The organism is Amycolatopsis sp. M39, assembly GCF_001651785.1.
Lineage (GTDB): Bacteria > Actinomycetota > Actinomycetes > Mycobacteriales > Pseudonocardiaceae > Amycolatopsis > Amycolatopsis rubida.
This window is the reverse complement of record NZ_LWSF01000002.1, coordinates 729,362-747,548: the sequence shown is the minus strand read 5'-3', so window position 1 is coordinate 747,548 and position 18,187 is coordinate 729,362. Positions and strand designations below refer to the sequence as shown.

Genomic DNA, 18,187 nt, shown 5'->3' with positions numbered 1-18,187 from the left:
CCTGCCACAGCGTCACGCCCAGGCCCGACCACGGCACGAGTTCGCGCGACCGGCAGGTCAGCTGCTCGCCCGCGGTGAGCTGGGCGAGGTAGCCGGCCCCGACGCACCAGGTGCCAGAACGGCGCCGAACCCGACGGTGTACGCCACTCGCGAAAGCGTGCTTTGAGACTCCCCCAGTTCGGGCAGGGCTTCACGGTAGTGGTCAGCGGGTGCCCAACCACGCGTATTCCGGTGCCGGATCGAGCACGATCCCGTCTGCCACCGCGACGAGCTGCTCGCGGGGCGACCGGCCGGAAACGGTCAGCCAGCGCCCGGCCGGCAATCGCACGGTGACCTGCGCGTCGGCCGGTCCGGAGGCGGGCACGTAAGCGCCGGGGAGGCCGCGCACCCGCACCGGCCCGGATCCGCCGAGCGCCGGGGAACCGCCGCTGATCGTCACGCGCACCTTGCCGCTCGGGCCGCTCGCGTCGAGCACCGTCGTCGCGTTGTCGGAGCTGCTGCCGCGCACTGTCGTGGCTTCTTCGTGCAGACCGGCGGGCAGCGGCCCGAACCGTGCCTCGCCGCGGACCCGGACTGGTTCGACGGTCACGGAATCGGCTATTCGCTCGGCTGTCTCGCGCGCGTCCGGGACGCCCTCCACCTTGGCGGTCAGCACATAGCGGTTGTCCGGCATCCAGGTCAGCGTGGCGATCGTGTCGCTCGGGCCGGTCACCATGGCGACCCGCCCGTGCACCACGACCTGGTCCCTCACCGCTGAGATGCGCAGTGCGGTCTGTGCCCATTCCGGATCGGCGGTGGAGTGCGCCGCGAGTTCCACCCGGCTCGCGCCGGACTGCCATTGCCGCACCTGCGCGGTGGCCCCGGGTCCGCCGGAGCGGTACTGCTCGGTGAAGCCGTCCGGCAGCCAGCCCGGCGTGTACGCGAGCACCGGCCGTCCGGCGGCGGGCGTGAGCTGCGCGGGCGCTTCGGTGACCGCGTCGACCACCAACGGCACCCCGGCGGCAACGGCGATCACCGCGGCGGCCGCGGCGGCGAGCGCGAGGCGGGGACGGCGCCGGCGTTGCCGGGCCCGCGCGAGCGCATTGAGCACCTGGTTGCCGTCCGGCGCCCGCTCGGCGAGCCGTTCGAGGCTGTCGCGCACCAGCGTCTCGGTCTCGTTCGAGGGGGTCATTCTCCTGCTCCGGTGGTGAGGGCGGCCGGCAACGAGGGCATCCCGGCGCGCAGAGTCGCCAGCGCGCGCGAGATCTGGCTGCGCACGGTCGAGACGCCGCAGCGGAGGAAATCGGCGATTTCGGCGTCGGTGTAGTTCTCGTAGTAGCGCAGGACGACCGCGGCGCGCTGTTTCCGCGGCAGCGTGGCCAGCAGGGCGAGCATTTCGTCGCGTTCGTCGTAGGCGGTGCTGGGATCGGCGGTCGGCGGCCCGAGCGCATCGAGCACCGTATGGTTCGACGGGACCACGCGGCGGGCGGCGCGGCGGCGCCACGACAGGTACTCGTTGGTGATCATCCGGCGGACGTAGGTGGGCGGCGATTCGATCTTCGACCAGCGTTGCTGCGCGCGCAGGAGCACGTCCTGCACGATGTCCTGCGCCAGATGCGGGTCGTCGGCGAGGACGGTCGCGTAGCGCAGCAGCCCGTCGAGGCGTTCCGCCACGAAATCGTCGAAACCGGTCGTCACGATCATCAGACGCGCGAGGGGCCGGTTGTGATGCTTCGGATCCGAAAATTAGTGACGAAGCCGTGGCGGCCGGCTTGACCGAGCGGCCGACTAGGCTGGCGGCATGGCTGTGGCGGTTCGGGTGATTCCCTGTCTCGACGTCGACGCGGGCCGGGTCGTGAAAGGCGTCAACTTCGCTGACCTGCGCGACGCGGGCGACCCGGTGGAGCTGGCGCGCCGGTACGACGCCGAAGGCGCCGACGAGCTGACCTTCCTCGACGTCACCGCGTCCTCAGGCGACCGCGAAACCACCTTCGACGTGGTTCGCCGCACCGCCGAGCAGGTCTTCATCCCGCTGACCGTCGGCGGCGGCGTGCGCTCCACCGACGACGTCAACCGGCTGCTGCGCACCGGCGCGGACAAAGTGAGCATCAACACGGCCGCGATCGCGCGCCCGGAGCTGCTGCGCGAGGCGTCGCGCCGGTTCGGGGCACAGTGCGTCGTGCTGTCCGTGGACGCGCGGCGAGTGCCCGAGGGCAGCGAACCGACCGCGTCCGGCTTCGAGGTCACCACGCACGGCGGCCGCCGCGGCACGGGCATCGACGCGGTGGAGTGGGCCGCGCGCGGCGAGGAACTCGGCGTGGGCGAGATCCTGCTCAACTCGATGGACGCGGACGGCACCAAAACCGGCTTCGACCTCGAACTGATCGACCTGGTCCGCAAGGCGGTGCGGGTCCCGGTGATCGCCAGCGGCGGCGCGGGCGCGACCGAACACTTCCTGCCCGCGGTGGAAGCGGGCGCGGACGCGGTGCTCGCGGCGAGCGTATTCCACTTCGGACAGTTGACGATCGGCGACGTGAAGGGCGCGCTGCGCACCGGCGGGGTGGTCGTGCGATGAGCCTTTCGCCGGAACTCTCCGCACGCCTCAAGCGCAACGCGGACGGGCTGATCGCCGCGGTCGTGGTGGACCACGCGACGTCCGACGTGCTGATGATGGCCTGGATGAACGACGACGCGCTGGAATCCACGCTCACCACGCGCCGCGGCACCTATTGGTCGCGCAGCAGGCAGGAACTGTGGGTGAAGGGCGAGACCTCGGGGCACGTCCAGCACGTCCGCGAAGTCCGCATCGACTGCGACGGCGACACCGTGCTGCTGCGAGTGGACCAGACCGGTCCGGCGTGCCACACCGGGGAGCGCACCTGCTTCGACACCGACGAACGGCTGCTGCTCGCCGACGAGGACGCGTGATGACCGTCGTCGCGAACGTGCTGATCGGGCTGGTCGCCCTGATCCACCTGTACATCGTGGTGCTGGAGATGGCCCTGTGGACTACGCCACGGGCGCGGGCGGCGTTCGGGACCACCGAGGAATTCGCCCGCGAGAGCAAGACGCTCGCGGCGAACCAGGGGCTGTACAACGGGTTTCTCGCCCTCGCGCTGATCTGGGGCCTGATCGCGGCCGACCCGGCGGGTTTTCAGCTGAAGCTGTACGGGCTGGCCTGCGTGATCGTGGCCGGTTTGTACGGCGCCGCGACTGCGTCGAGGCGGATCCTGGTCGTGCAGGTGCTGCCTGGTGCGCTGGCGCTGGTCTTCCTGCTGGCCTCGTGAGCGCCTGTCCCGGTTCGCACCGGGATCGCCGCGCACGAGGGTCGCTCAGTCGATGTTCCCGGTGAGGTAACGCTGCAACGTCGGCGCCACCGCCGTGACCAGCGTGTCCACCTCCGCCGAGACCATCGGCGCGAACCGCGCCACGTACCGGATCAACCCGATCCCCACCAGCTGCGAAGCGCACAACGCCACCCGCAGCTCCTGGCGATCGCCGCCGAGGTCGCTCAGCAGTCCGGTGAAAAACTGCGAGAAGAACTCGCGCAGCACGCTGCTCGCCGCCTCGTGGCTGGCGATGCTGCGGATCAGCGCCTGGAACGTGTCGCCGCCGACGCCGTCCCAGCGGGTCAGGAAGGTGCGCACGATCCGGACGCCCAGTTCCTCGGCCGGGCCGTCGCGCAGGATCGGGACCAGTTCCGCCGGTTCGAACGGCAGCTTCAGCACCGCTTGCGCGAACAGGCCTTCCTTGCCGCCGAACCAGTGGTTGACCATGGCCGCGTCGACGCCGGCGCGCGCGGCGATCGAGCGGACCGTCGCGCGTTCGTAGCCGTTCTCGGCGAACACCGCGCGGGCCGCTTCGAGCAGCGCCGCGCGGGTGTCCTGACCAGCGGGGCGGCGGCCGCGGCGGCGGCCGGTAGTGTCATCGGTGCTCACCGGACCATCTTGACCGGTCGCCGCCTCGAATTCAACAGTCATTGAATTGAGAGCCCGCTGACCGGCTGACGCGGCCGTAGCGGCACAATGAGGCGCATGGTCAGCTCAGCAGCCACGTCCACGGCCGGGCCCGGCCCGGTCAGCCCGTCCCGCGCCGAGTTCCGCGCGCTGGCCGAGAGCCGCCGCGTGATCCCCGTGGTGCGCCGCGTCCTCGCAGACGGCGAGACCCCGCTCGGGATTTACCGCAAACTCGCCGCCGACCGGCCCGGCACGTTCCTCTTCGAATCGGCCGAGAACGGGAAATCGTGGTCGCGCTGGTCGTTCGTCGGCGTGCGCAGCCCGGCCGCGCTGACCGTGCGCGAGGGCAAGGCGGTCTGGACCGGCACCCCGCCGGACAACCTGCCGGCCGAGGGCGACCCGCTGCAGGTCCTGCGCGCGACCGTCGAGGCGCTGCACACCGAACCGCTGCCGGGCCTGCCCCCGCTGACCGGCGGGATGGTCGGCTACCTCGGCTACGATTCCGTGCGCTGGCTGGAAAAGCTGCCCGAGCTGGCCGAACGGGACCTCGACATCCCCGAGCTGACCATGCTGCTCGCCACCGATCTCGCCGCGTTCGACCACCACGAGGGCACCGTCACGCTGATCGCCAACGCGGTCAACTGGGACGACTCCGCCGAACGCGTGGACGCCGCCTACGACGACGCGCTGGCCCGGCTGTCCGCGATGACCGAGCAGCTGCGGGTGCCCGCGCCGCCGACCGTCGCGACCTTCGACCGGCCCGCGCCCGAGTTCCGCCGCCACCGCAGCAAGGAAGACTTCCACGCCGCCGTCGACAAGGCGGTCGAGGCGATCAAGGCCGGCGAAGCGTTCCAGGTCGTGCCGTCGCAACGATTCGAGATCGAGACCGGGGCCGACGCGCTCGACGTGTACCGCGTGCTCCGCACCTCCAACCCGAGCCCGTACATGTACCTGCTGCGGCTGGAGGGCTTCGACATCGTCGGCTCCAGCCCGGAATCGCTGGTGACCGTCCGCGACGGCCGCGCCACCACGCATCCCATCGCGGGCACCCGCTGGCGAGGCGCGGATCCGGAGGAGGACGCGCAGCTGGCCAAGGACCTGCTCGCGGACGAGAAGGAACGCGCCGAGCACCTGATGCTCGTCGACCTCGGCCGCAACGACCTCGGGAAGGTCTGCAAGCCGGGCACCGTGCACGTGGTCGACTTCTTCCAGATCGAGCGCTACAGCCACGTCATGCACATCGTGTCCACGGTGACCGGCGAGCTGAAGGACGACGCCACGGCGTTCGACGCGGTCGCGGCCTGCTTCCCGGCGGGCACCCTTTCCGGCGCGCCCAAGGTCCGGGCGATGCAGCTGATCGAGGAGCTGGAACCGGTGCGCCGCGCGCTGTACGGCGGCGTGGTCGGCTACCTGGACTTCGCCGGCGACGCGGACACGGCGATCGCCATCCGCACCGCGCTGATGCGCGACGGGATCGCTTACGTGCAGGCGGGCGGCGGCGTGGTCGCGGACTCGGTCCCGGACTACGAGGACACCGAATCGCTCAACAAGGCCCGCACCGTGCTGTCCGCGATCGCCGCGGCGGGCACGATGATCCCGGCGGGGGAGCTGGATCCGGCCGAGGACGCGGCCGGTGTCTGAGCGGTCCGGCGAGGCGGAACCGCGGCGCGGCGGCGCCGGGGCGGAAGCGGCGGGCCCGGAAGCTCGGTCCGCGGGCGGCGGGAAAGCGAAGCGTCCACTGTGGACGATCATTCTCGCCCTCCTGCTCGGCGCGCTGGCGCTGTGGGGAGCGTCCCGGATGGTGTGGTTCGCCGAATTCCGCGACGAGGGCGTGCGCGGCACCGTGCTGTACACCGAACCCGGCGAACAGCGCGCCACCGCGCTCGTGCCGCTCGCGCTCCTCGNCTCCTCGCGCTGGCGGGCGTCGCCGGGGCGGTCGCGACCGGCGGCTGGCTGCGCCGGGCGCTCGGGATCGTGCTGGTGCTCGCCGGTGCGGCGGGCGTCTGGAACGGCGTGGACGGGATCGAGTTCGGCGGCTTCGCGCCCGGGCTGCCCGGCACGGAAATCGTGCTCGGCCACCTGATCGCCGTGCTCGGCGGAATTCTTGTCGCGCTCGGCGGGTTGGCAGCGATCACGTGGGCGGGAGCCGCGCGCAAGCTCGGGGCCCGGTACGCCGCGCCGGGAGCCGCCAAAGCGGCGCGGAAGGATCCGGACACCGAGCTGTGGGAGGCCTTGTCGGAGGGGGAGGACCCGACCGATCCGCCGGATCCCCGTCGCTGAGCAACCCGGGACCGGACGGTCATCGAGCGGGGGTTAGCATCGTTTCGGCGGGAAGGGGAAGGTTTTTGTGAGCGAGCTTGCGAGTCAACCCAGGAATGCGGCAACGGGTAGGGGCGTCCGATGAGCGTGCTCGAAGACATCGTCGCCGGCGTGCGCGAGGACCTCGCACAGCGGGAATCCGCGCTGCCGTTCGACGAACTGAAGGCCAGGGCGGCCAAGGCCGCCCCGCCGCGTGAGGTGATGTCCGCGCTGCGCGAATCCGGCATCGGCGTGATCGCCGAGGTGAAGCGGCGCAGCCCGTCCAAGGGCGACCTGGCCGCGATTCCCGACCCGGCCGCGCTGGCGCGGGACTACGAGGACGCCGGCGCGCGCGTGATCAGCGTGCTCACCGAGCAGCGCCGCTTCGGCGGCTCGCTGGCCGACCTCGACGCGGTGCGCGCCGCGGTCGACATTCCCGTGCTGCGCAAGGACTTCGTCGTCAGCCCGTACCAGGTGCACGAGGCCCGGCTGCACGGCGCGGACCTGGTCCTGCTGATCGTCGCCGCGCTGGAGCAGAACGCGCTCGCCGCGCTGCTCGACCGCGTCGAATCGCTCGGCATGACCGCGCTCGTGGAGATCCACAACGCCGAAGAGGCCGACCGCGCGCTCGAAGCGGGCGCGAAGGTCATCGGCGTCAACGCGCGCAACCTGCACACCCTCGAAGTGGACCGCGACGTGTTCTCCCGCCTCGCGCCCGGCCTGCCGATGGACGTGTTCAAGGTCGCCGAGTCCGGCGTCCGCGGCCCGGGCGACCTGATGTCCTACGCCGGCCACGGCGCGGACGCGGTGCTCGTCGGCGAGGGCCTGGTGGCGTCGGGCGACCCGAAGGGCGCGGTCGTCAAGCTCGTCACCGCCGGTTCGCACCCTGCCTGCCCGAGGCCCTCGCGGTGACCGAACGCGGCGAGCACGACCCGGACGAACGCGGCTACTACGGCCCGTACGGCGGCCGGTTCATGCCGGAAGCGCTGATCGGCGTGGTCGACGAGGTCGCGGCGGAGTACGAGAAGGCCCGCCACGACCCCGCGTTCACCGGCGAGCTGAACCGGCTGCTCACCGAGTACGCGGGCCGCCCGTCGCTGCTGACCGAGGCCAAGCGGTTCGGCGAGCAGGCCGGCGGCGCCCGGGTGTTCCTCAAGCGCGAGGACCTCAACCACACCGGTTCGCACAAGATCAACAACGTGCTGGGCCAGGCGCTGCTCACCGTGCGGATGGGCAAGAAGCGCGTCATCGCGGAGACCGGCGCGGGCCAGCACGGCGTCGCCACCGCCACCGCGTGCGCGCTGCTCGGCCTGGACTGCGTCGTGTACATGGGCGAGGTCGACACCGAGCGGCAGTCGCTGAACGTGGCGCGGATGAAGCTGCTCGGCGCCGAGGTAGTGCCGGTGAAAACCGGGTCGCGCACGCTGAAGGACGCGATCAACGAGGCGCTGCGCGACTGGGTCGCCAACGCCGAGGACACGCACTACCTCTTCGGCACCGCCGCCGGCCCGTCCCCGTTCCCGATGATGGTGCGCAACTTCCACCACGTCATCGGCGAGGAGGCGCGGGCGCAGATCCTGGAGAAGGCCGGTCGGCTGCCGGACGTCGTCGCGGCGTGCGTCGGCGGCGGGTCCAACGCCATCGGCATTTTCTCCGGGTTCTACGACGACCCGTCGGTGCGGCTGGTCGGCCTGGAGCCGGGCGGCGAGGGCATCGAGGGCAACCGGCACGGCGCGACGCTCACCAAGGGCAGTCCGGGCAACCTGCACGGCGCGATGTCGTACCTGCTGCAGGACGAGGACGGCCAGACGGTCGAATCGCATTCGATCTCCGCCGGGCTCGACTATCCGGGCGTCGGCCCGGAACACGCGTGGCTCAAGGACTCCGGCCGTGCCGAATACCGCCCGGTCACCGACGCGGCCGCGATGGACGCCTTCCGGCTGCTGTCGCGCACCGAGGGCATCATCCCGGCGATCGAATCGGCGCACGCGCTCGCCGGTGCCCTGGAACTGGGCCGCGAGCTGGGCCCGGACGGGCTGATCGTGGTCAACCTGTCGGGCCGGGGCGACAAGGACATGGACACCGCGGCCCAGTGGTTCGGGCTCGTGGACGGGGAGGGCAAGTGAGCGGCCTCGACGAGCTGTTCGCGGCGACGCGGGCGGAACACCGGGCCGCGCTGGTCGGCTACCTGCCCGCCGGATTCCCGTCCGTGGCCGGTTCGAAGGACCTGCTCGCCGCGACGATCGACGGCGGAGCGGACCTGGTCGAGGTCGGCGTCCCGTACTCCGACCCGGTGATGGACGGCCCCACCATCCAGGCGGCCGCGGAAGCGGCGCTGGCCAGCGGGTTCCGGCTGAAGCAGCTGTTCGAGGTCGTGGAATCGGTGTCCGCGCGCGGCGGTCGCGCGGTGGTGATGACGTACTGGAACCCGGTGCACCGCTACGGGGTGGACGCGTTCGCGCGCGACCTGGCCTCAGCGGGTGGCCTGGGCTTGATCACGCCGGATCTGATCCCGGACGAGGCCGGCGAGTGGACGGCCGCGTCCGCGGAGCACGGCTTGGACCGGATTTTCCTGGTCGCGCCGTCATCGTCGTCGGAACGCCTGGCGAAGACCACGGCGGCCTCGTCGGGCTTCGTGTACGCGACCGCGGTGATGGGCGTGACCGGTGCCCGCGACGCGGTGGGGGTGCACGCGGAAGACCTGGTGCGGCGGACTCGCGAGCACACGGAGCTGCCGATCGGCGTGGGCCTCGGGGTCCGGTCGCGGGAGCAGGCCGCGCAGGTGGCCGGGTTCGCGGACGCGGTGATCGTCGGATCCGCGCTGGTCACGGCCGCGGCGGACGGTCCCGATGGCGTGGCGAAGCTGGCTTCTGAGCTGGCGAAGGGCGTGCGCGAGGCGGTCGCTCCAGCCTGATCTCGGGTCGACGGTCGGAAACTGTCGGTGGTCGTTCGTACTCTCTCGGTATGCAGAAGAACCGAGGGGGAGTGCGACGGCTCTGGCAGACTGGACTTGGCAAGAGAGATCAAGCGCGGGTGGAGGTGACTTCTCATGTCAGCACCTGCTGAGCACGACACCGGCCGATCCTCGGCCCCGTGGCTGTCGGAAGTGCTTGCTCTGCCGGAAGAGCAGCTTCTCGGCACCCGGATCGAAGCGGTCGACGGGGCACTCCTCATGAGCCCGGCCCCGACCTCGTCGCACCAGCGGTTGCTGCAACGGCTCCAACGGGCAATGGCGCCCGAGCTGCCGGACGATCTTGAACTGCTTCCGGGAGTCAATGTTCGCTGCGGTGAAAGCCGGTTGTTGAGCCCGGACTTCGTGATCGTCACCTGCCCGGACGTGGCCACGACCTGGTATCCGGCGTCCGAGGTGCTGCTGGCCGCGGAGATCGAATCGGCGTCCACCAGGGTGCAGGACCGGATCTTCGAGAAAGCCCTCTACGCCGAAGCGCTCATCCCGTACTACCTGCTCGTCGACCCGGAGCAGGAAGCCGCCACCCTGTACGCGCTTGCCGACGGCGACTACCTGCCGCACGCGAAGAGCGAAGGCGGTGTACTCACCCTGGCCGAACCGGTCCCCGCGGAGCTGGATCTGCGCGCCTGAGCGGCCAGTTGTACGCATCGTGTACGCCCTCCGCGCACAGTGCGGCGCATGGCTTTCGACATCGGACAAGTTCCCCGGAGGACGTTCCTGCGCGGGGTGGCCGGCGTGAGCGCTGCCGCGGCGGCGGGCCTTGTGCTGCCTGGTCTCGCGGACGCCGCCGACGCGCCGCGCATCTACAGCTGTGCCGAATGGGGTGCGCGCCCGCCCGCGGATCCGCTCACCACGCTCGACCACCCCGCCGATCGCGTGCTCATCCACCACATCGACTGCCCGAACAGCACCGACTACTCGCTCGAACACGCGTTTCAGGTCGCGCGCGACGACCAGGCCGACCACATCGACAACAACGGCTGGTCCGACACCGGCCAGCACTTCACGGTCTCCCGCGGCGGCTACCGCCTCGAAGGCCGCCACGGCAGCCTGGACGCGTTGCGCAGCGGCAAGAAGATCGTCCGCGCGGCGCATTGCCCCGGCCAGAACGACAATGCGATCGGCATCGAGAACGAGGGCACCTACATGCAGGTCGCCCCGCCGAAGGCGCAGTTCGATTCGCTGGTGGTGTTCGTGGCGTACGTGTGCCGCCAGTACGGCATCCCGGTGAAGGAAATCAAGGGACACCGCGACTTCTACAACACCGACTGCCCGGGCGACAAGCTGTACGCGATGCTGCCGGAATTGCAGTCCCGGGTGGCGGCCTTGCTCCAGTGAACGGGTTCAGTGCAGGAAACGCAGTGCCCGGCACAACTCCGCGGGCTCCAGCGATCCCAGTTCGGCCACCTCGGCGCGGCGCAAGTCTGTCAACGTGGTGGCCAGCTGGGGCCCGAACGCCGTCCGCAGCACCTCGTCGGCCTCGAACGCGTCGACCGCGTCCGACAACGACTCCGGCAACCGGGCGACTCCGGCAGCGGCGGCGTCCGCAGGGGAGAGCGAGCCAGGATCCACGCTGACCGGTTCCGGCAGGCGCGCCTCGGCGTCCATGCCCGCCTGCCCGGCGAAAAGCAGGCCCGCCACCACCAGATACGGGTTCGCGGTGAGGTCGAAGCACTTCACCTCCAGGTTCGCCGCCGTGTCGCGCTGTCCGGCCGCGCCGCGGATCAGGCGCAGCGGTGCTTCGCGGTTTTCCAGTCCCCACGCGGTGAACACGCCTGCCCAATGGCGCGGTTCCAGCCGCAGATAGCTGACCACCGACGGTGCGCCCACCGCCAGCAACGCGGGCAACCGGCGGAAAATCCCCGCACCGAAGGATTCCGCGGTCGAGCTCAACCCGAACGCTCTGGTCCCTCCCGCGCACAGATTCCGCTCGCCGTCCCCAAGACTCAGGTGCACGTGCCCGCCATTGCCGACTCCGCCGGGTTCGAACTTCGGCGTGAACGACGCGCGCAACCCGTGCGCAGCGGTCACCGTCCGCACCGTTTCCCTGGTCAGCACGGCTAAATCGGCTGCGCGCAAGGGATCCGCCGCCGCGATCGACAGCTCGAACTGGCCAGCCGCGTATTCCGGGTGGACCTGCTCCACGTCCACGCCACAACGCTCCAAAGCGGACACGAGAACGCGCAGATACTCGTGGTTCGCGCTCAACCGGGAGTATCCGTAGGCCGGTCCGGGCAGCGGGACGCCGTCCGCGTCGGTCGCGATCCACTCCAGTTCGAACGCCATCCGTGCGGTCAGGCCGCGGTCGGCGAGCTGGGCCACGGCGGTCGCGGCGAGCGCCCGTGTGTCTTGCGGGTGCGACTGTCCGTCCTGGTCGTAGCGCCACGCCGGGGCCCATGCCCAGCCGGGTTGTGCGGCGAGGACGGTGAGCGCGTCGAGGTCAGGGTGCAGCCGCAGGTCGCCGACTGGGCCGAGGGAGTGCTCCCCGTTCGCGATGCTGTCGGTAGCGAGGAAGAAGTCGAACGAATTGGACGCACCGACGCCCCAAGCCGCGACGGTCGCCAGCTTCGCCACCGGCACCGCTTTGACCCGCGAAATCCCGGAGTTGTCGACGAAACTCAGCGCGACGAGTTCGACGCCCGCCTGCTCCATCCGGCCCGCAGCGGCAGCGCCGAGTTCCGCGAGCCGGTCGCGGTCGAGTTTCGTGAGGGTGGACGACAAGGCGCGCTCCTTCACTGCCGGGCGAGGTTCAGCCAGTCGGCGCTGGTTGTGCGCGCCGCCTCGGATGTTCACTGTGTACTCCGCGGGGAAAGGAGCGCATCCGTGTCCGGAGACCGTCCCGAATTGCGGCGCACCCTGTCAGTCTGGCAGGCCGTCGGGTTGTCCGTCGCGCTCATGGCACCCAGCATGGCCGCGAACATCAATCCACAGCAAACAGCCGCGGCCGCCGGACGCGCGGTGCCGCTGGCGTTCCTGCTTTCGGCGGCGGGAGTGCTGCTGGTCGCGTACGGCTTCGTCCAGCTCTGCCGGCACTACCAGCACGCCGGATCGGTCTACGCCTTCGTCGGCGCCACCCTCGGCCCGCGCGCGGGCGTGGTGTCCGGGATCGGCCTTCTCGGCACGTACACCTTCTACGCCGTGGTCACCAGTTCCGCCGCGGGCGTGCTGGGCACGGCGTTCCTGACGCAGGTCGGGATCTGGCCGCATCCGCCGTCGTGGGGCCCGTTCGTGCTCACCGCGGTCGCGCTGATCGGCAGCTGGCTGCTCGCAGTCGCCCCGGCCCGCCGCGGCACCAGCACGTTGCTTGCCGTCGAGGGCGCGACCATCGCGCTCATCCTGCTGGTCACTGTGGTCATCCTGGTCCGCTTGATCGCGGGCGACGCTCCCAGCGGCCGGTTCACGCTCCAGGTTTTCGTGCCGGACAACGGAATCTCCGGCATTTTCCTCGGCGCGGTGTTCGGTTTCCTGTCGTTCGCCGGTTTCGAGGCCGCCGCGACGCTCGGCGAGGAAACCCGCGACCCGCGCCGCAACATCCCGCGCGCGATCCTCGGCACGGCCATCTTCGGCGGTGCCTACTTCGTCCTCGTGACTGCCGTCGAAATGATGGCCTTCGGCAGCGACGCCACCGCGTTCCACGATTCCCCGTCGCTGCTGGGCGACCTGGGCAGCCGCTTCGCCGGCCCGTGGGTCGGCGACGTCATCAGCGCGGGCGCCGCGATCAGCGCGTTCGGCTGCTGCCTCGCCTGCGTCGTAGGCGGTTCGCGCCTGCTGTTCGCCCTCGGCCGCGACGCCTTCGACGGCCGCGGCATCGGCCGGATCTCCGCCAAGGGCATCCCCGCCGTCGCCGTGACCGTGGTCGCGCTGGCGGCGGCGCTGATCATCCTGGTGTGCGCGGTGTTCTTCGGCGCGACCGCGGACGACACCTTCTCGTGGGCCGGATCCATCGGAACCTTGCTCCTGCTGGTGATCTACCTGCTCACCACCGTCGGCGCGATCCTGTTGTTGTTCGTACGGCGGCGGATGCGCGTGCCGTGGTGGCATTTGGTGTTCCCGATCGGGGCGCTGGTCCTGCTCGGCTACACCGTGTACGTCAACGTCGTGCCGTATCCGGCCGAGAACCCGGCGCGATGGTTCCCGGTGGTGGCGGGAGGGGTGCTGGTGCTGGCTGGTGCCGTGGTGGCCTCAGCGCCCGGATTCGCCCGTAGGGTGGGGGAGAGGCTCGCTGAAGGAGACGCATGACCGATCTGCTGGATTTCGTCGCGGACCTGCCGCTGGTCGATCACCACTGCCACGGCCTGCGCACCCGCGACGTCGACCGCGACGGGTTCGAGCGGATGCTCACCGAGGCGGACACCGTGTCGCCGCTCGGGACGTCGCTGTTCGATTCGCTGATCGGCCTGGCCGTGCGCGAACGCTGCGCTCCGGTCCTCGACCTGCCGAAACACGCCCCGGCCGACGACTATCTCGCTCGCCGCGCCGCGCTGGGCGCAAGAGAGGTCAACCGGCGGTTCCTGCGCGGCACCGGCAGCACGGATTACTTGCTGGACGGCGGTTTCCTGCCCGAATCCCTCACCGCCACAACGGACCTCGCCGAACTGGCCGACGCCCGCGCGCACGACATCGTCCGGCTGGAACAGGTCGCCGAAGACGTCATCCGCGGCACCAGCGCCGCCGGTTTCGCCGAGGACTTCGCCGCCGAACTCGACCGTCGCACTGCCACCGCGGTGGGCGTGAAGTCGATCGCCGCGTACCGGGCCGGGTTGGAGCTGACCGGGGAACGCCCGGCTCCGGCCGAGGTCGAAGCCGCCGCCGGACGCTGGCTGTCCCGGATCGAGGCGGGCGAACCGGTCCGGCTGGCCGAGGAGGTGCTGCACCGCCACCTGATCTGGGCCGGCATCGACCGGCGGCTGCCGGTGCAATTCCACGTCGGCTACGGAGACTCCGACGTCGACCTCCACCGCTGCGATCCCTTGCGGCTCACCGGTTTGCTGCGCGCGACTCGGGACGCGGGCGTCCCGATTCTGCTGCTGCACAACTATCCGTTCCACCGCAACGCCGCCTACCTAGCGCAGGTCTTCGCGCACGTCTTCGTCGACGTCGGTCTCATCACGCACAACGCGGGCTTCCGCGCCCCCGCGATCCTGGCCGAGACGCTGGAACTGGCCCCGTTCGGAAAACTGCTGTTCTCCACCGACGCGTTCGGCCTGGCCGAGTTGTATCACCTGGGCACCGCGCTGTTCCGGCAAGGACTGTCCGATTTCCTGCGCACCGCTCTCGCCGCCGACGCACTGTCCGAAGTGGACGCGATCCGGCTGGCCCGGCTGGCCGGTCACGAGAACGCGACCCGGATCTACCGGCTGGAGCGGAAATGAACGACCTGGTCGACGCCTGGCGGGCCGCGTTGGCCGAGGAGTTGCCCGCCGCGGTCGAACTGCGTCACCGGATTCACGCCGATCCGCGCGCCTCCGGCGACGAGGACGACACCGCCCGGATCGTGGCCGCCGCGCTAGGCGAGGGCGAACGGGTCGCGAAAACCGGGCGGCTGATCGAGATCGCCGCACCGCACCCGGGCCCAGCCGTGGCCTTGCGCGCCGAACTGGACGCGCTCCCGGTAGCAGAACGCACCGGCGTCGAATGGGCCGCGAAGACCGGCCTGATGCATGCCTGCGGCCACGACGTCCACCTCGCCGCCTTGACCGCGGTCTGCCGAGCGGCGCGGCGGGTCGAACTCCCGCGTCCGCTGTACGCGATCTTGCAGCCGCGCGAGGAAATGTCCCCGTCCGGGGCGCTTGACCTGGTCGAATCGGGCATTCTGGAGGAGCGCGGCATCGACACGGTGATCGGTGCGCACGTCCAGCCGCGGCTGCCGTACGGCGTCGTTTCGGCCGCGCCCGGGCCGGTGAACGCGTCGACCGACGAGTTCGAGGTCGTGCTGCACGGCCAAGGCGGGCACGCCGGATACCCGCATCTCCTGCGCGACCCAGTGCTGGCGCTCAGCCAGCTCGTGGTGAGCCTGCAGCAGATCGCGAGCCGCCGGATCGACCCGATGCACGGCGCGGTCTGCACGATCGGCAGGCTCAGCGCGGGCACGGCGGCGAACGTCGTGCCGAACACGGCGTCCGCGTTCGGCTCGCTGCGGCTGATGCGCGCGAGCGACCGCGAACGTGCGCTGGAGGCTCTCGACGAGGTCGTGCACGCAACTGCGCGCGCCTACGGCTGCACCGCCGACCTCCGGATCAGCCCGTGCGAACCCGTCCTGGTCAACGACCCGGCGCTGGCGGCTGCCGCGAGGGTCTGGCTCGAACGCGGCGGCGCCGACGCGGACGTGGATTTCCGGTCCTTCGGCGCGGACGATTTCGCGCATTACTGCGGCGACGGCGTCCGCGGCCTGATGCTGTTCGTCGGCCTCGGCGAGACCGCGGGCGCGCCCAGTCTGCACGGCGAAACGTTCCTGCCCGAGGACGCCGCGGTCGGCCAGGTCGCCGGCGCGCTGCTCGCCGGATACCTGGCCGCGGCCTCGGACCTGGAGTATCCGGAGGCGGCCGTGACCGGGCTGTGACCGGGTCTTGACTAAGGGTTCCGCGGCACCGGGACCACGACCGGGGTCCGACGCGCTACGGTGGCCGCGTGTACTCCGCAGCATTCCTGGCCACGATCCCGAGCCCCGACCAAGGCGTCTGGCACCTGGGCCCGATCCCGATCCGGGCGTACGCGCTCTGCATCATCGCCGGCATCATCGTGGCGATCTGGTGGGGCGAGCGGCGCTGGGAGGCCCGGGGCGGCACCAAGGGCACGGTGCTCGACATCGCGGTGTTCGCGGTGCCGTTCGGCCTGGTCGGCGGCCGGCTCTACCACGTCATCACCGACCCGGAGCTGTACTTCACCGAGGGCAAGAACCCCTGGAACGCTTTCGCCATCTGGGACGGCGGGCTCGGCATCTGGGGCGCGGTCGCGCTCGGCGCCGTCGGCGCGCTGATCGCCTGCCGCCGCCGGGGGATCCCGCTGCCCGCGATGGCCGACGCGATCGCGCCCGGCATCATCGTCGCGCAGGCGATCGGGCGGCTCGGCAACTACTTCAACCAGGAGCTGTACGGCGCGCACACCGACCTGCCGTGGGGCCTGGAGGTCTACCAGCGCTTCGACCCGGCCACCGGGGCCCCGGACGCTCTCGGCGGCGTCGCGACCGGGCACATCCCGCTGCCGGAAAGCCCGGTGCACCCGACGTTCCTGTACGAGCTGATCTGGAACCTGCTCATCGCGCTGCTCGTGGTGTGGGCGGACCGCAAGTTCAAGCTCGGCCACGGCCGCGCGTTCGCGCTCTACGTCGCGGGCTACACCGTCGGCCGCTGCTGGATCGAGCTGATGCGCACCGACACCGCCAACCACATCCTCGGCCTGCGGGTCAACGTGTGGACCTCGATTTTGCTGTTCATCGGCGCGATGGCCTACTTCGTCGTCGCGGCCAAACGCGGTCCGCGCGAGGCCCCGGAGGCGTTGCGCAGCAAGGGAGACGAGCGGGCCGCCGCGGTCGAGTCCACTTCGGACGCCCCGGACGAGAAGGCCGAGAAGGCCGCGGAAGACACTGTGGACGCCGGATCTTCCTCCGCCGAGAACGGCAAGTCCGAGAAGTCCTGAGCATCGCGACGGAAACGAGGCCCTCGCCCGGGTTGGGCGGGGGCCTCGTTTTGTGTGCGGCAGGCTCTGCGGGCTCAGCTGAGGAACGAGCCGCCGAAGTAGTCGTCGTCATCGCCGGAGCCCTGCCGCCGGGAGCGGCGCCCCGACGACGGCGGCGGCTGGGGACCGGACCGCTTCGGCAGGCCGCCTCGATCAGCGAGGGGATCGGCGAAATCGTCCTCCGGCTCCGGTTCCGGGGCGCGATGCCGAGGGGGAGCGGGCGGTTCTTCCTTCGCCGGAGCCGGGGCCGGGGGCGGCGGCGTCCGGTCGGCGAGCGGATTGTCGTTCGAGTACTCCGCGGGCTCCGGTGCGGGCGGGGCCGGGGGCCGCGGCCGGGCGCTGCCCGCCAGCGGGTCCGCGGCGGAGAACCCGGCGGGCTTGTCCGGCGTGTCCGGATACTTCGAGCGTCCGGTGTCCGACAACGGGTTCCCGGCGCCGCCGGTGCGCGCCTCGAGGATCTCCTCGGGGCTCTGGCCTTCCTCCAGTTCCTCAAGGATGTCCTTGGCCTCGCTGAGCTTTTCGTCGGCGAGCGCGCGGACCTCGGGGTCGGCGAAGGCCCGGCCCGCGGCGACGTCCTCCCAGGAGTATTCGCCCGCGTCGACCTTCCGCTTGATCAGCCGCAGCTGCGCGGGAGCGTCCGGACGCGAGGCGGCCCGCTTGATCGCCTCGATCCGTTCCGGGGTGTCGGTTTTGGGCAGCGGCCGGAGCTTGATCTTCTCCAGGTCCTTCAGCAGCTGCTGGGACTTGCGGACCGTCCGGTCGAGCGCGGCCTCGGCCTCCCGCAGCTCGGGCGTCTTCCACGAATCGTCCGCGGTGACGGGGTGGGACATCTCGGCAGTTCCTCCTTAGTCGATGCGGCCGTGGATCCGGCCGCTCGCCGAGCGCCGGGGCGGATGGGACGGCGGATGGTTCGCGGGCGGGTGGTTCGGCTGGGACGGCGGGTGACTCGGTTGCTGCGGCGGCTGGTGGTGCTGCTGATTCTGCGGGGGCTGGTGCTGCCGACCGTCCGGTTCGGACCGCTGGTTCTGCCCGCGCTCGCCGGAACCCTGCGAACGGTCGCCTTCGTCCCCGGAAGCGCGGNGGTCGCCTTCGTCGTCGCCGCCCTCGCGCGAGCGCCGGTTTTCCGCGTGCGCCTCGCGCGACTCGTGGACGCCGTCCTTGCCTGCTTGCACGGCGTCCTTGGCGTCCTGGCCGATGTCCTTGGCGTTGTCCTTGATGTCGCCGACGTCGCCGCCGATGTTCTTCGCGATGTCGGCGAGATCGCCGATGCTGCCGACGTCCTTGATCTTCTGCAGCTGCGACCCGATGT

18 protein-coding genes and 1 pseudogene are annotated in these 18,187 nt (G+C 71.0%); 14 read left to right on the top strand and 5 right to left on the bottom strand.

The annotated features are described in order from the left end of the window. Positions 1-202: 202 nt before the first annotated feature. A complete protein-coding gene (locus tag A4R44_RS08265) occupies positions 203-1,171 on the bottom strand; it encodes a hypothetical protein (protein ID WP_067577845.1) in 969 nt (322 codons plus the stop codon). After that, complete coding sequence (locus tag A4R44_RS08260; protein WP_037809651.1) at positions 1,168-1,683, bottom strand: SigE family RNA polymerase sigma factor; 516 nt, start codon at positions 1,681-1,683, stop codon at positions 1,168-1,170. Before A4R44_RS08260 ends, A4R44_RS08265 begins: the two co-directional genes overlap by 4 nt. A 97-nt stretch (positions 1,684-1,780) precedes the next feature. On the opposite strand from A4R44_RS08260, the gene hisF reads away from it, so the two are divergent. The 3 genes from hisF to A4R44_RS08245 are packed head-to-tail and all read left to right on the top strand — an operon-like array spanning position 1,781 to position 3,266. Next, positions 1,781-2,554 carry an imidazole glycerol phosphate synthase subunit HisF gene (gene hisF, locus A4R44_RS08255; protein ID WP_067577843.1) on the top strand — a complete coding sequence of 258 codons (774 nt, stop codon included), beginning with the start codon at positions 1,781-1,783 and terminating at the stop codon, positions 2,552-2,554. Beyond that, positions 2,551-2,907, top strand: a complete 357-nt coding sequence (gene hisI, locus A4R44_RS08250) for a phosphoribosyl-AMP cyclohydrolase (RefSeq protein ID WP_067577841.1) — start codon at positions 2,551-2,553, stop codon at positions 2,905-2,907. Before hisF ends, hisI begins: the two co-directional genes overlap by 4 nt. Further along, positions 2,907-3,266 carry a DUF1304 domain-containing protein gene (locus A4R44_RS08245; RefSeq protein ID WP_067577839.1) on the top strand — a complete coding sequence of 120 codons (360 nt, stop codon included), beginning with the start codon at positions 2,907-2,909 and terminating at the stop codon, positions 3,264-3,266. Before hisI ends, A4R44_RS08245 begins: the two co-directional genes overlap by 1 nt. A 45-nt stretch (positions 3,267-3,311) precedes the next feature. Here the strand turns inward: A4R44_RS08245 and A4R44_RS08240 are convergent, their stop codons facing one another. Then, positions 3,312-3,917, bottom strand: a complete 606-nt coding sequence (locus A4R44_RS08240; RefSeq protein ID WP_067577837.1) for a TetR family transcriptional regulator — start codon at positions 3,915-3,917, stop codon at positions 3,312-3,314. A 96-nt stretch (positions 3,918-4,013) separates the two neighbouring features. Between A4R44_RS08240 and A4R44_RS08235 the strand changes: the two genes are divergently transcribed. The 7 genes and pseudogenes from A4R44_RS08235 (at position 4,014) to A4R44_RS08205 (ending at position 10,542) form a co-directional block, all read left to right on the top strand. Further along, on the top strand, positions 4,014-5,576 hold the full coding sequence (locus tag A4R44_RS08235) for an anthranilate synthase component I (protein WP_067577835.1): 1,563 nt from the start codon (positions 4,014-4,016) through the stop codon (positions 5,574-5,576). A 157-nt stretch (positions 5,577-5,733) separates the two neighbouring features. Beyond that, positions 5,734-6,215 (top strand): annotated as a pseudogene (locus tag A4R44_RS08230) (Trp biosynthesis-associated membrane protein). Positions 6,216-6,335: 120 nt separating this feature from the next. Continuing rightward, entirely contained in the window at positions 6,336-7,145 is an 810-nt protein-coding gene (trpC, locus tag A4R44_RS08225) for an indole-3-glycerol phosphate synthase TrpC (protein ID WP_067577834.1), read from the top strand. After that, complete coding sequence (trpB, locus tag A4R44_RS08220; protein ID WP_093576017.1) at positions 7,142-8,359, top strand: tryptophan synthase subunit beta; 1,218 nt, start codon at positions 7,142-7,144, stop codon at positions 8,357-8,359. Before trpC ends, trpB begins: the two co-directional genes overlap by 4 nt. Beyond that, the gene (trpA, locus tag A4R44_RS08215; RefSeq protein ID WP_067577830.1) at positions 8,356-9,147 is read left to right on the top strand and encodes a tryptophan synthase subunit alpha; all 792 of its coding nucleotides are present in this window, start codon (positions 8,356-8,358) and stop codon (positions 9,145-9,147) included. Before trpB ends, trpA begins: the two co-directional genes overlap by 4 nt. Before the next feature lie 135 nt (positions 9,148-9,282). Then, positions 9,283-9,834 (top strand): Uma2 family endonuclease, encoded by a 552-nt coding sequence (locus tag A4R44_RS08210; RefSeq protein WP_067577828.1) that lies wholly within the window; start codon positions 9,283-9,285, stop codon positions 9,832-9,834. A 48-nt stretch (positions 9,835-9,882) separates the two neighbouring features. Continuing rightward, the gene (locus A4R44_RS08205; protein WP_067577827.1) at positions 9,883-10,542 is read left to right on the top strand and encodes a peptidoglycan recognition family protein; all 660 of its coding nucleotides are present in this window, start codon (positions 9,883-9,885) and stop codon (positions 10,540-10,542) included. A gap of 6 nt (positions 10,543-10,548) precedes the next feature. Here the strand turns inward: A4R44_RS08205 and A4R44_RS08200 are convergent, their stop codons facing one another. Next, positions 10,549-11,856, bottom strand: a complete 1,308-nt coding sequence (locus tag A4R44_RS08200; protein ID WP_067578145.1) for a glutamine synthetase family protein — start codon at positions 11,854-11,856, stop codon at positions 10,549-10,551. A gap of 171 nt (positions 11,857-12,027) precedes the next feature. On the opposite strand from A4R44_RS08200, the gene A4R44_RS08195 reads away from it, so the two are divergent. The 4 genes from A4R44_RS08195 (at position 12,028) to lgt (ending at position 16,839) form a co-directional block, all read left to right on the top strand. After that, positions 12,028-13,443, top strand: coding sequence for an APC family permease (locus A4R44_RS08195; protein ID WP_067577825.1), 1,416 nt, complete (start codon positions 12,028-12,030; stop codon positions 13,441-13,443). After that, positions 13,440-14,576, top strand: a complete 1,137-nt coding sequence (locus A4R44_RS08190; RefSeq protein ID WP_067577823.1) for an amidohydrolase family protein — start codon at positions 13,440-13,442, stop codon at positions 14,574-14,576. The genes A4R44_RS08195 and A4R44_RS08190 overlap by 4 nt, the downstream gene beginning before the upstream one ends. Further along, positions 14,573-15,763 (top strand): M20 family metallopeptidase, encoded by a 1,191-nt coding sequence (locus A4R44_RS08185; protein ID WP_067577821.1) that lies wholly within the window; start codon positions 14,573-14,575, stop codon positions 15,761-15,763. Before A4R44_RS08190 ends, A4R44_RS08185 begins: the two co-directional genes overlap by 4 nt. 68 nt (positions 15,764-15,831) lie before the next feature. Then, a complete protein-coding gene (lgt, locus tag A4R44_RS08180) occupies positions 15,832-16,839 on the top strand; it encodes a prolipoprotein diacylglyceryl transferase (protein WP_067577819.1) in 1,008 nt (335 codons plus the stop codon). Positions 16,840-16,913: 74 nt separating this feature from the next. Here lgt and A4R44_RS08175 read toward each other — a convergent pair whose 3' ends face one another. Further along, positions 16,914-17,708 carry a hypothetical protein gene (locus tag A4R44_RS08175; RefSeq protein ID WP_067577817.1) on the bottom strand — a complete coding sequence of 265 codons (795 nt, stop codon included), beginning with the start codon at positions 17,706-17,708 and terminating at the stop codon, positions 16,914-16,916. Positions 17,709-18,187 lie beyond the last annotated feature (479 nt).